Source organism: Enterobacter cloacae complex sp. 385G4, from assembly GCF_057320665.1.
The window spans coordinates 1,536,807-1,548,744 of record NZ_JBXWDD010000001.1 but is presented as its reverse complement, the minus strand read 5'-3'; the positions used below and the strand labels follow the sequence as shown (position 1 = coordinate 1,548,744).

General features: G+C 58.0%; 10 protein-coding genes. All 10 read left to right on the top strand.

Features of this window, described 5'->3' with window-relative positions:
• The 10 genes from nuoE to nuoN all read left to right on the top strand — a co-directional run bounded on the left by nuoE (window position 1) and on the right by nuoN (window position 11,916).
• The gene (nuoE, locus tag AC2FAJ_RS07500) at window positions 1-501 is read left to right on the top strand and encodes an NADH-quinone oxidoreductase subunit NuoE (protein ID WP_006176513.1); all 501 of its coding nucleotides are present in this window, start codon (window positions 1-3) and stop codon (window positions 499-501) included.
• A complete protein-coding gene (gene nuoF, locus AC2FAJ_RS07495; protein ID WP_006811381.1) occupies window positions 498-1,835 on the top strand; it encodes an NADH-quinone oxidoreductase subunit NuoF in 1,338 nt (445 codons plus the stop codon). Before nuoE ends, nuoF begins: the two co-directional genes overlap by 4 nt.
• A 55-nt stretch (window positions 1,836-1,890) precedes the next feature.
• Window positions 1,891-4,614 carry an NADH-quinone oxidoreductase subunit NuoG gene (gene nuoG, locus AC2FAJ_RS07490; protein WP_045629895.1) on the top strand — a complete coding sequence of 908 codons (2,724 nt, stop codon included), beginning with the start codon at window positions 1,891-1,893 and terminating at the stop codon, window positions 4,612-4,614.
• Window positions 4,611-5,588, top strand: coding sequence for an NADH-quinone oxidoreductase subunit NuoH (nuoH, locus tag AC2FAJ_RS07485; RefSeq protein WP_008500211.1), 978 nt, complete (start codon window positions 4,611-4,613; stop codon window positions 5,586-5,588). Before nuoG ends, nuoH begins: the two co-directional genes overlap by 4 nt.
• Window positions 5,589-5,601: 13 nt before the next feature.
• A complete protein-coding gene (gene nuoI / locus AC2FAJ_RS07480; RefSeq protein WP_003861491.1) occupies window positions 5,602-6,144 on the top strand; it encodes an NADH-quinone oxidoreductase subunit NuoI in 543 nt (180 codons plus the stop codon).
• 10 nt (window positions 6,145-6,154) lie between these two features.
• Window positions 6,155-6,709 (top strand): NADH-quinone oxidoreductase subunit J, encoded by a 555-nt coding sequence (nuoJ, locus tag AC2FAJ_RS07475; RefSeq protein WP_008500212.1) that lies wholly within the window; start codon window positions 6,155-6,157, stop codon window positions 6,707-6,709.
• Window positions 6,706-7,008: an NADH-quinone oxidoreductase subunit NuoK gene (gene nuoK, locus AC2FAJ_RS07470; protein ID WP_003861496.1), complete on the top strand. Its 303-nt coding sequence runs from the start codon at window positions 6,706-6,708 to the stop codon at window positions 7,006-7,008. Before nuoJ ends, nuoK begins: the two co-directional genes overlap by 4 nt.
• On the top strand, window positions 7,005-8,846 hold the full coding sequence (gene nuoL / locus AC2FAJ_RS07465) for an NADH-quinone oxidoreductase subunit L (RefSeq protein ID WP_028013930.1): 1,842 nt from the start codon (window positions 7,005-7,007) through the stop codon (window positions 8,844-8,846). The genes nuoK and nuoL overlap by 4 nt, the downstream gene beginning before the upstream one ends.
• A gap of 76 nt (window positions 8,847-8,922) precedes the next feature.
• A complete protein-coding gene (gene nuoM, locus AC2FAJ_RS07460) occupies window positions 8,923-10,452 on the top strand; it encodes an NADH-quinone oxidoreductase subunit M (protein WP_008500214.1) in 1,530 nt (509 codons plus the stop codon).
• Window positions 10,453-10,458: 6 nt separating this feature from the next.
• Window positions 10,459-11,916, top strand: a complete 1,458-nt coding sequence (nuoN, locus tag AC2FAJ_RS07455) for an NADH-quinone oxidoreductase subunit NuoN (RefSeq protein ID WP_028013929.1) — start codon at window positions 10,459-10,461, stop codon at window positions 11,914-11,916.
• Window positions 11,917-11,938 lie beyond the last annotated feature (22 nt).

Below are 11,938 nucleotides of genomic sequence, written 5' to 3'. Positions count from 1 at the left end.
ATGCACGAGAATCAACAACCACAAACCGAGGCTTTTGAGCTGAGTGAAGCAGAGCGTGCCGCCATTGAGCACGAGATGCACCACTACGAAGACCCGCGTGCGGCGTCCATTGAAGCGCTGAAAATCGTACAGAAACAGCGTGGTTGGGTGCCGGATGGGGCGATTTACGAGATCGCAAAAGTGCTGGGCATTCCGGCAAGTGACGTAGAGGGCGTAGCCACGTTCTACAGCCAGATCTTCCGTCAGCCGGTAGGCCGCCATGTGATCCGCTACTGTGACAGCGTCGTCTGCCACATTACCGGCTATCAGGGCATTCAGGCTGCGATTGAGAAAAAGCTCAATATCAAGCCGGGCCAGACCACGTTCGATGGACGCTTTACTCTGCTGCCAACCTGCTGCCTGGGTAACTGCGACAAGGGGCCGACCATGATGATTGATGAGGACACTCACAGCCATCTGACGCCGGAAGCGATTCCTGACCTGCTGGAGCAGTACAAATGAAAACTGTAATTCGTACTGCTGAGACGCATCCGCTGACCTGGCGTCTGCGCGATGACAAACAGCCGGTATGGCTCGACGAATACCAGAGCAAAAACGGCTATGCCGGTGCGCGTAAAGCCCTTGGCGGCATGGCGCCGGACGACATCGTTAATGCGGTGAAAGATTCCGGTCTGAAAGGCCGCGGCGGTGCGGGCTTCTCCACTGGTCTGAAGTGGAGCCTGATGCCAAAAGACGAATCCATGAACATCCGTTACCTGCTGTGTAACGCCGATGAAATGGAGCCAGGCACCTACAAAGACCGCCTGCTGATGGAGCAGCTGCCGCACCTGCTGGTGGAAGGCATGCTGATCTCCGCGTTTGCGCTGAAAGCGTACCGTGGCTACATCTTCCTGCGCGGTGAGTACATCGAAGCGGCAGAAAACCTGCGTCGCGCGATTGCCGAAGCCACCGAAGCCGGCCTTCTGGGTAAAAACATCCTGGGTACTGGGTTTGACTTCGAACTGTTCGTGCACACCGGTGCCGGGCGTTACATCTGCGGTGAAGAAACTGCGCTGATTAACTCCCTGGAAGGCCGCCGTGCGAACCCGCGTTCCAAGCCACCGTTCCCGGCAAGCTCCGGCGTGTGGGGTAAACCGACCTGCGTAAACAACGTCGAAACCCTGTGTAACGTCCCGGCTATCCTCGCCAACGGCGTGGAGTGGTATCAGGGCATCTCCTCAAGCAAAGATGCCGGTACCAAACTGATGGGCTTCTCCGGTCGCGTTAAAAACCCTGGCGTCTGGGAACTGCCGTTCGGTACCACCGCACGCGAAATTCTTGAAGACTACGCCGGCGGCATGCGCGATGGCCTGAAATTTAAAGCCTGGCAGCCGGGCGGGGCAGGGACGGACTTCCTGACCGAAGCCCACCTTGACCTGCCGATGGAATTCGAAAGCATTGGGAAAGCAGGCAGCCGTCTGGGTACGGCGCTGGCGATGGCCGTCGACCACGAGATCGGCATGGTATCGCTGGTACGTAACCTGGAAGAGTTCTTCGCCCGTGAGTCCTGCGGCTGGTGTACACCGTGCCGTGACGGTCTGCCGTGGAGCGTGAAGATCCTGCGCGCAATCGAACGTGGCGAAGGCCAGCCTGGCGATATCGAGACACTTGAGCAACTGTGTCGATTCTTAGGGCCAGGTAAAACCTTCTGCGCCCACGCACCGGGTGCCGTCGAGCCGCTGCAGAGCGCGATTAAATATTTCCGCGACGAATTCGAAGCAGGCATCAAGCAGCCGTTCAGCAATACCCATTCGATCAATGGTATTCAGCCGAACCTGCTGAAAGCGCGCTGGTAACGACAAGAATTTTGATTAACGCTCGGTTTCGACTGAGCCAACTGGAAGCATGCTAATGGCTACGATTCATGTAGACGGCAAAGAATACGAAGTCAACGGGGCGGACAACCTGCTGGAAGCTTGTCTGTCTCTTGGCCTCGATATTCCGTACTTTTGCTGGCATCCGGCGCTGGGCAGCGTCGGTGCTTGCCGCCAGTGTGCGGTGAAGCAATATCAAAACGCGGAAGACACGCGTGGTCGCCTGGTGATGTCCTGTATGACGCCAGCCACCGAAGGTACCTTTATTTCGATTGATGACGAAGAAGCCAAACAGTTCCGCGAAAGCGTGGTGGAGTGGTTGATGACCAACCACCCGCACGACTGTCCGGTTTGTGAAGAGGGCGGTAACTGCCACCTTCAGGATATGACCGTGATGACCGGTCACAGCTTCCGTCGCTATCGCTTTACCAAGCGTACCCACCGTAACCAGGATCTGGGGCCGTTCATCTCTCACGAAATGAACCGCTGCATCGCCTGCTACCGCTGCGTGCGTTACTACAAAGACTACGCGGATGGTCAGGATCTGGGCGTCTATGGCGCGCACGACAACGTCTACTTCGGCCGTCCGGAAGACGGCGTGCTGGAGAGCGAATTCTCCGGTAACCTGGTAGAAATCTGTCCGACCGGCGTATTCACGGATAAAACCCACTCCGAGCGTTACAACCGTAAATGGGACATGCAGTTTGCGCCAAGCATCTGCCAGCAGTGTTCCCTCGGCTGTAACACCAGCCCCGGTGAGCGCTACGGCGAACTGCGTCGTATCGAAAACCGTTACAACGGTACCGTTAACCACTACTTCCTGTGCGACCGCGGTCGTTTCGGCTATGGCTATGTGAACCTGAAAGACCGTCCGCGTCAGCCGGTCCAGCGCCGTGGCGACGACTTCATTACCCTGAATGCTGAACAGGCGATGCAGGGCGCGGCAGATATTCTGCGCCAGTCGAAGAAAGTGATCGGCATCGGCTCCCCGCGCGCCAGCATCGAAAGCAACTTCGCACTGCGCGAGCTGGTTGGAGCGGAAAACTTCTACACCGGCATCGCTCAGGGCGAGCAGGAACGTCTGCAGCTGGTACTGAAAGTGTTGCGTGAAGGCGGTATCCATACCCCTGCGCTGCGCGAAATTGAATCCTATGATGCGGTTCTGGTGCTGGGTGAAGACCTGACGCAGACCGGCGCACGCGCGGCTCTGGCGGTTCGTCAGGCGGTGAAGGGTAAAGCACGTGAAATGGCAGCGGCGCAGAAAGTGGCTGACTGGCAGATTGCGGCGATCCTCAACATCGGCCAGCGCGCGAAGCATCCTCTGTTTGTGACTAACGTCGACAATACCCGTCTGGACGATATCGCGGCGTGGACCTACTGCGCGCCGGTTGAAGACCAGGCGCGTCTTGGCTTTGCCATTGCCCACGCGCTGGACAACAGCTCACCGGCCGTTGAGCTGGATCGCGACCTGCAAAACAAGGTCGACGTGATTGTTCAGGCCCTCGCAGGTGCGAAGAAACCGCTGATTATCTCCGGAACCAACGCCGGTAGCGCTGAAATCATTCAGGCCGCCGCGAACGTTGCCAAAGCCCTGAAAGGCCGCGGTGCAGACGTCGGCGTGACCATGATTGCCCGTGCGGTAAACAGCATCGGTCTGGGCATGATTGGCGGCGGCTCGCTGGAAGAAGCGTTAAGCGAACTGGAATCCGGTTCCGCTGACGCCGTGGTGGTGCTGGAAAACGATCTGCATCGTCATGCGTCTGCCGCTCGCGTTGATGCCGCGCTCTCCAAAGCGCCGCTGGTGATGGTCATTGACCATCAGCGCACCGCGATCATGGACAAAGCGCACCTGGTGCTCTCTGCGGCAAGCTTCGCAGAAAGCGACGGTACCGTTATCAACAACGAAGGCCGTGCCCAGCGTTTCTTCCAGGTTTATGACCCGGCGTACTACGACAGCAACACCGTGATGCTGGAAAGCTGGCGCTGGCTGCACTCCCTGCACAGCACCGTGCAGAGCCGTGAAGTGGACTGGACGCAGCTCGACCACGTTATCGACGCGGTGGTGGAAAAACTGCCTCAGCTGGCAGGCATTAAAGATGCCGCGCCTGAAGCAAGCTTCCGCATCCGCGGCCAGAAGCTGGCGCGTGAACCGCACCGCTACAGCGGCCGTACCGCGATGCGTGCCAACATCAGCGTGCACGAACCGCGCCAGCCGCAGGATAAAGACACCATGTTCGCCTTCTCCATGGAAGGGAACAACCAGCCGTCTGCGCCGCGTTCGCAAATCCCATTCGCGTGGGCACCGGGCTGGAACTCCCCGCAGGCATGGAACAAGTTCCAGGCTGAAGTGGGTGGCTCCCTGCGCCACGGCGATCCGGGCGTGCGTCTGATTGAAGCTTCCGAAACCGGTCTGGACTTCTTCACCACCGTACCGGCGAGCTTCCAGGCGCAGGACGGTAGCTGGCGTATTGCCCCGTACTACCACCTGTTCGGTAGCGACGAGCTGTCCCAGCGTTCACCGGTCTTCCAGACCCGTATGCCGCAGCCTTACATCAAGCTCAACCCGGCGGATGCCGCGAAGCTTGGCGTTAACGCGGGCGCGAACATCGCCTTTAGCTATGACGGCCAGACCATCAGCCTGCCGCTGATTATTTCTGAAAATCTGACAGCAGGGCAGGTCGGTCTGCCGATGGGTATGCCTGGCATCGCGCCGGTTCTGGCGGGTGCGCGTCTTGATAATCTGCAGGAGGCAAAAGCATGAGTTGGTTAACGCCGGATCTTATCGACATCCTGCTGAGCATACTGAAAGCGATTGTTATCCTGCTGGTGGTGGTCACCTGCGGCGCGTTCATGAGCTTTGGTGAACGTCGTCTTCTCGGTCTGTTCCAGAACCGTTACGGACCGAACCGCGTGGGCTGGGGTGGTTCACTCCAGCTGGTGGCGGACATGATCAAGATGTTCTTTAAAGAGGACTGGATTCCGCGCTTCTCGGATCGCGTGATCTTTACTCTGGCACCGATGATCGCCTTCACCTCGCTGCTGCTGGCGTTTGCTATCGTTCCGGTCAGCCCGACCTGGGTGGTCGCTGACCTGAACATCGGCATTTTGTTCTTCCTGATGATGGCAGGCCTTGCGGTTTACGCGGTGCTGTTCGCAGGCTGGTCCAGTAACAACAAATACTCGCTGCTGGGTGCGATGCGTGCTTCCGCGCAGACGCTGAGCTACGAAGTGTTCCTGGGGCTCTCCCTGATGGGCGTGGTGGCGCAGGCCGGTTCATTCAACATGACCGACATCGTCAACAACCAGGCCGACATCTGGAACGTTATCCCGCAGTTCTTTGGGTTTATTACCTTTGCTATCGCGGGCGTGGCCGTGTGTCACCGTCACCCGTTTGACCAGCCGGAAGCCGAACAGGAACTGGCCGACGGTTACCACATTGAATATTCCGGCATGAAGTTCGGTCTGTTCTTTGTGGGCGAGTACATCGGTATTGTCACCATTTCCGCGTTGATGGTAACGCTGTTCTTTGGTGGCTGGCATGGCCCGTTCTTACCGCCGTTCATCTGGTTCGCGCTGAAAACCGCGTTCTTCATGATGATGTTCATTTTGATTCGCGCAGCGTTACCGCGTCCACGTTATGACCAGGTAATGTCCTTCGGCTGGAAAGTGTGCCTGCCGCTGACGCTCGTCAACTTGTTGGTAACGGCAGCTGTCATTCTCTGGCAGCAGCCATAAGGGGCTATAGACCATGACCTTAAAAGAATTACTGGTAGGTTTCGGTACCCAGGTGCGCAGTATCTGGATGATCGGCCTGCACGCGTTTGCTAAACGCGAAACCCGGATGTACCCGGAAGAGCCGGTATATCTGCCGCCGCGCTACCGTGGCCGTATCGTGCTGACGCGCGACCCGGACGGTTCCGAGCGCTGCGTTGCCTGTAACCTGTGTGCGGTTGCGTGTCCGGTCGGCTGTATCTCTCTGCAGAAAGCCGAGACGGTAGACGGCCGCTGGTACCCTGAGTTCTTCCGCATTAACTTCTCACGCTGCATCTTCTGCGGTCTGTGTGAAGAAGCGTGCCCAACCACGGCGATTCAGCTGACTCCAGACTTCGAGCTGGGTGAGTACAAGCGTCAGGACCTGGTGTACGAGAAAGAGGATCTGCTGATTTCCGGTCCGGGCAAATACCCGGAATATAACTTCTACCGGATGGCGGGTATGGCAATCGACGGCAAAGATAAGGGCGAAGCAGAGAACGAAGCTAAGCCTATCGACGTCAAGAGCCTGTTACCGTAAGGAGAGGGCAATGGAATTCGCTTTTTATATCTGTGGCCTTATCGCCATCCTGGCTACGCTGCGAGTGATTACGCACACCAATCCGGTGCATGCGCTGCTGTACTTAATCATTTCGCTGCTGGCTATTTCCGGGGTGTTCTTCGCACTGGGCGCGCACTTCGCCGGTGCGCTGGAGATCATCGTTTACGCCGGGGCCATCATGGTGCTGTTCGTGTTCGTCGTGATGATGCTGAACCTGGGCGGCTCTGAAATTGAGCAGGAACGTCAGTGGTTAAAACCGCAGGTGTGGATTGGCCCGGCAATTTTGTCGGCCATCATGCTGGTGGTGATCGTTTACGCCATTCTGGGCGTGAACGATCAGGGCATCGACGGCACGCCAATTGGTGCGAAAGAGGTGGGTATCACGCTCTTTGGCCCATACGTTCTGGCGGTGGAACTGGCCTCTATGCTTCTGCTGGCAGGCCTGGTTGTGGCTTTCCACGTTGGCCGCGAAGAGCGTGCTGGCGAGGTGCTGAGCAACCGCACTGACGACCGCGCGAAAAGAAAAACGGAGGAGCGCGCATGATCCCCTTAACACATGGACTGATCCTCGCTGCGATTTTATTCGTTCTGGGTCTGACCGGTCTGGTTATCCGCCGCAATCTGCTGTTTATGCTGATCGGTCTGGAAATCATGATTAACGCCTCCGCGCTGGCCTTCGTGGTCGCCGGAAGCTACTGGGGCCAGACCGATGGTCAGGTGATGTACATTCTCGCCATCAGCCTCGCGGCTGCTGAAGCGAGTATTGGCCTGGCGCTGTTGCTGCAGCTCCATCGTCGCCGCCAGAATCTGAACATCGATTCAGTAAGTGAGTTGCGTGGATGAACATGCTTGCCTTAACCATTATTTTTCCGCTGATTGGCTTCGTGCTGCTGGCGTTTTCTCGCGGCCGCTGGTCTGAGAATCTGTCCGCGACCGTTGGCATGGGCTCTGTCGGCCTGGCCGCGCTGGTCACAGCGTATGCGGGTATCGACTTCTTTAACAACGGACGCCAGCCTTTCAGCGTGCCGCTGTGGACCTGGATGTCGGTCGGTGATTTCAACATCGGTTTCAACCTGGTGCTGGACGGCCTCTCGCTGACCATGCTCTCCGTGGTCACCGGCGTCGGCTTCCTGATCCACATGTTCGCCTCCTGGTATATGCGCGGTGAAGAGGGTTACTCCCGCTTCTTCGCCTACACCAACCTGTTTATCGCCAGCATGGTGGTTCTGGTGCTGGCCGATAACCTGCTGCTGATGTATCTGGGCTGGGAAGGCGTGGGCCTGTGCTCTTACCTGCTGATCGGTTTCTACTACACCGATCCGAAGAATGGCGCAGCGGCCATGAAAGCGTTCGTCGTGACCCGCGTGGGTGACGTCTTCCTCGCGTTCGCGCTGTTCATTCTCTACAACGAACTGGGCACGCTGAACTTCCGCGAGATGGTGGAACTGGCGCCAGCACACTTCGAGGCAGGCAATAACATGCTGTGGTGGGCAACGCTGATGCTGCTGGGTGGTGCCGTGGGTAAATCCGCGCAGCTGCCGCTGCAGACATGGCTGGCCGACGCGATGGCGGGTCCAACCCCTGTCTCCGCGCTGATCCACGCCGCGACCATGGTCACCGCCGGTGTTTACCTGATTGCGCGTACTCATGGCCTGTTCCTGATGACTCCGGAAATTCTGCATCTGGTGGGTATCGTCGGTGCGGTCACGCTGGTGCTGGCAGGCTTTGCCGCGCTGGTTCAGACCGACATCAAGCGCGTTCTCGCGTACTCCACCATGAGCCAGATTGGTTACATGTTCCTCGCGCTGGGCGTTCAGGCGTGGGACGCGGCCATTTTCCACCTGATGACGCACGCGTTCTTCAAAGCGCTGCTGTTCCTCTCATCCGGTTCGGTGATTCTGGCCTGCCATCACGAGCAGAACATCTTCAAGATGGGCGGACTGCGTAAGTCCATCCCGCTGGTCTATGTCTGCTTCCTGGTGGGCGGCGCGGCGCTGGCGGCACTGCCGCTGATCACCGCGGGCTTCTTCAGTAAGGACGAAATCCTTGCGGGTGCCATGGCGAATGGTCATATCAATCTGATGGTTGCGGGTCTGGTCGGTGCGTTCATGACCTCCCTGTATACCTTCCGTATGATTTTCATCGTATTCCACGGTAAAGAACAAATTCACGCTCACGCAGGGAAGGGGATTACCCACCACCTGCCGCTGATTGTGCTGCTGGTACTGTCCACCTTCGTTGGCGCGATGATTGTGCCACCGCTGCAGGGCGTACTGCCAGACACCACCGAGCTTGAGCACGGTCGCGTTCTGACGCTTGAAATCACCTCCGGTGTGGTCGCTATCGCGGGTATCCTGATTGCGGCATGGCTGTGGCTGGGCAAACGTACGCTGGTCACTGCCGTGGCTAACAGTGCGCCGGGCCGCCTGCTGGGCACCTGGTGGTACAACGCGTGGGGCTTCGACTGGCTGTACGACATGATCTTCGTTAAGCCGTTCCTGGGCGTTGCGTGGCTGCTGAAGCGCGACCCGCTGAACAGCCTGATGAACATCCCGGCGATCCTCTCCCGCTTTGCAGGTAAAGGCCTGCTGTACAGCGAGAACGGTTACCTGCGCTGGTATGTGGCGTCCATGAGCATCGGTGCGGTTGTCGTGCTGGCGCTGCTGATGGTATTGCGTTGATCGTTAAGTGAATTTTATTCGAATTCGTTGAAAATCAGGCCCCTGCTGGGGGCCTTAAAAAGGAATGTAAATCGCCATGTTACTACCCTGGCTAATATTAATTCCCTTCATCGGCGGCTTCCTGTGCTGGCAGACCGAACGCTTTGGCGTGAAGATGCCGCGCTGGATCGCGCTGATCACCATGGGATTGACGCTCGCGCTTGGCCTGCAACTGTGGTTGCAGGGCGGTTACTCACTGACCCAGTCTGCGGGCATTCCGCAGTGGCAGTCTGAGTTTATCCTGCCGTGGATCCCGCGTTTCGGCATTACGATCCACCTGGCGATTGACGGTCTGTCGCTGCTGATGGTGGTGCTGACCGGTCTGCTCGGCGTTCTGGCGGTACTCTGCTCCTGGCGAGAAATCGAAAAATACCAGGGCTTCTTCCACCTGAACCTGATGTGGATCCTGGGCGGCGTGATCGGCGTGTTCCTTGCCATCGACATGTTCCTGTTCTTCTTCTTCTGGGAGATGATGCTGGTGCCGATGTACTTCCTGATCGCGCTGTGGGGCCACAAGGCGTCCGACGGTAAAACGCGTATCACGGCGGCAACCAAGTTCTTCATCTATACCCAGGCGAGCGGTCTGGTAATGCTGATTGCCATTCTGGCGCTGGTGTTCGTTCATCACAACGCAACCGGCACCTGGACCTTCAACTACGAAGACCTGCTGAAGACCCCGATGTCACACGGCGTTGAATACCTGCTGATGCTGGGCTTCTTCATTGCCTTCGCGGTGAAAATGCCGGTGGTTCCTCTGCACGGCTGGCTGCCAGACGCGCACTCCCAGGCACCAACGGCGGGTTCCGTTGACCTGGCGGGCATCCTGCTGAAAACGGCGGCCTACGGTCTGCTGCGTTTCGCACTGCCGCTGTTCCCGAATGCCTCCGCGGAGTTCGCACCGATTGCCATGTGGCTGGGTGTGATCGGTATCTTCTACGGTGCCTGGATGGCCTTCACGCAATACGACATCAAGCGTCTGATTGCTTATACCTCCGTTTCCCACATGGGCTTCGTGCTGATTGCTATCTACACCGGCAGCCAGCTGGCGTACCAGGGCGCGGTGATCCAGATGATTGCGCACGGTCTGTCCGCAGCCGGTCTCTTCATCCTGTGCGGCCAGCTGTACGAACGTCTGCACACCCGCGACATGCGTATGATGGGTGGCCTGTGGAGCAAAATTAAATGGCTGCCAGCGCTCTCCATGTTCTTCGCGGTGGCTACCCTGGGGATGCCGGGTACCGGTAACTTCGTCGGCGAATTCATGATTCTGTTCGGCAGCTTCAAAGTGGTACCGGTGATTACCGTGATCTCCACCTTTGGTCTGGTGTTCGCTTCCGTGTACTCGCTGGCGATGCTGCACCGCGCTTACTTCGGTAAAGCGAAGAGCGAAATTGCTGCACAAGAACTGCCGGGGATGTCGCTGCGTGAGCTGTTCATCATCCTGCTGCTGGTCGTACTGCTGGTGCTGTTGGGCTTCTTCCCGCAGCCGATTCTGGATACCTCGCACAGCGCGATGGGCAATATCCAGCAGTGGTTTGTTAATTCTGTTTCTACTACAAGGCCGTAATTCGCCATGACAATAACTCCACAACAACTGATCGCGCTGCTACCGCTGCTGATCGTCGGATTGACGGTGGTGGTTGTGATGCTCTCCATTGCGTGGCGACGCAATCACTTCCTGAATGCCACGCTGTCGGTCATCGGCCTGAACGCCGCGTTAGTCTCACTCTGGTTTGTTGGCCAGGGCGGGGCGATGGACGTCACCCCGCTGATGCGCGTTGACGGTTACGCCATGCTGTATACCGGGCTGGTGCTGCTGGCGAGCCTGGCAACCTGTACCTTTGCTTACCCGTGGCTCGAAGGCTACAACGACAACAAAGAAGAGTTTTACCTGCTGGTACTGATTGCCGCGCTGGGCGGCATTCTGCTGGCGAATGCCAACCATCTGGCCGCGCTGTTCCTCGGTATTGAGCTGATCTCTCTGCCGCTGTTCGGCCTGATTGGTTACGCCTTCCGTCAGAAGCGCTCTCTGGAAGCGAGCATCAAGTACACCATTCTGTCTGCTGCCGCGTCGTCCTTCCTGCTGTTTGGTATTGCGCTGCTGTACGCACAGTCCGGTAACCTCTCCTTCATGGCGCTCGGCAAGAGCCTCGGCGACGGCATGCTACATGAGCCGCTGCTGCTGGCGGGTCTGGGCATGATGATCGTTGGCCTCGGCTTCAAGCTCTCTCTGGTTCCGTTCCACCTGTGGACGCCAGACGTATACCAGGGTGCGCCTGCACCGGTCTCTACCTTCCTGGCGACGGCGAGCAAAATCGCTATCTTCGGTGTGGTCATGCGTCTGTTCCTGTACGCGCCGGTGGGTGATAGTGAAGCCGTTCGCGTGGTGCTGGGCATCATCGCGTTCGTCTCCATCATCTTCGGTAACCTGATGGCGCTGAGCCAGACCAACATCAAGCGTCTGCTGGGCTACTCGTCCATCTCTCATCTGGGCTACCTGCTGGTGGCGCTGATTGCGCTGCAGAGCGGTGAGATGTCGATGGAAGCCGTAGGCGTGTATCTGGCCGGTTACCTGTTCAGCAGCCTCGGCGCCTTCGGCGTGGTGAGCCTGATGTCCAGCCCGTACCGTGGTCCGGATGCCGATTCACTGTTCTCCTACCGTGGTCTGTTCTGGCACCGTCCAATTCTGTCCGCGGTAATGACCGTGATGATGCTCTCTCTGGCGGGTATCCCGATGACGCTGGGCTTTATCGGTAAGTTCTACGTGCTGGCCGTCGGTGTGCAGGCGCACCTGTGGTGGCTGACTGCCGGTGTCGTTATCGGCTCCGCGATTGGTCTGTACTACTACCTGCGTGTGGCCGTGAGCCTGTACCTGAGCGCGCCTCAGCAGCTTAACCGTGATGCTCCAGGCAACTGGCAGTACAGCGCCGGTGGTATCGTAGTGCTTATCTCCGCGCTGCTGGTGCTGATCTTCGGTATCTATCCGCAGCCGCTGATTGATATCGTGCAGCGAGCGATGCCATTAATGTAAAAACAAAAAACCCGCCTCGGCG

Excerpts from the sequence above, each read along its gene's own strand:
- nuoF (WP_006811381.1), top strand. The coding sequence starts at position 498 with ATGAAAACTGTAATTCGTACTGCTGAGACGCATCCGCTGACCTGGCGT.
- nuoI (WP_003861491.1), top strand. The coding sequence starts at position 5,602 with ATGACCTTAAAAGAATTACTGGTAGGTTTCGGTACCCAGGTGCGCAGT.
- nuoK (WP_003861496.1), top strand. The coding sequence starts at position 6,706 with ATGATCCCCTTAACACATGGACTGATCCTCGCTGCGATTTTATTCGTT.
- nuoJ (WP_008500212.1), top strand. The coding sequence starts at position 6,155 with ATGGAATTCGCTTTTTATATCTGTGGCCTTATCGCCATCCTGGCTACG.
- nuoE (WP_006176513.1), top strand. The coding sequence starts at position 1 with ATGCACGAGAATCAACAACCACAAACCGAGGCTTTTGAGCTGAGTGAA.
- nuoN (WP_028013929.1), top strand. The coding sequence starts at position 10,459 with ATGACAATAACTCCACAACAACTGATCGCGCTGCTACCGCTGCTGATC.
- nuoH (WP_008500211.1), top strand. The coding sequence starts at position 4,611 with ATGAGTTGGTTAACGCCGGATCTTATCGACATCCTGCTGAGCATACTG.
- nuoG (WP_045629895.1), top strand. The coding sequence starts at position 1,891 with ATGGCTACGATTCATGTAGACGGCAAAGAATACGAAGTCAACGGGGCG.
- nuoL (WP_028013930.1), top strand. The coding sequence starts at position 7,005 with ATGAACATGCTTGCCTTAACCATTATTTTTCCGCTGATTGGCTTCGTG.
- nuoM (WP_008500214.1), top strand. The coding sequence starts at position 8,923 with ATGTTACTACCCTGGCTAATATTAATTCCCTTCATCGGCGGCTTCCTG.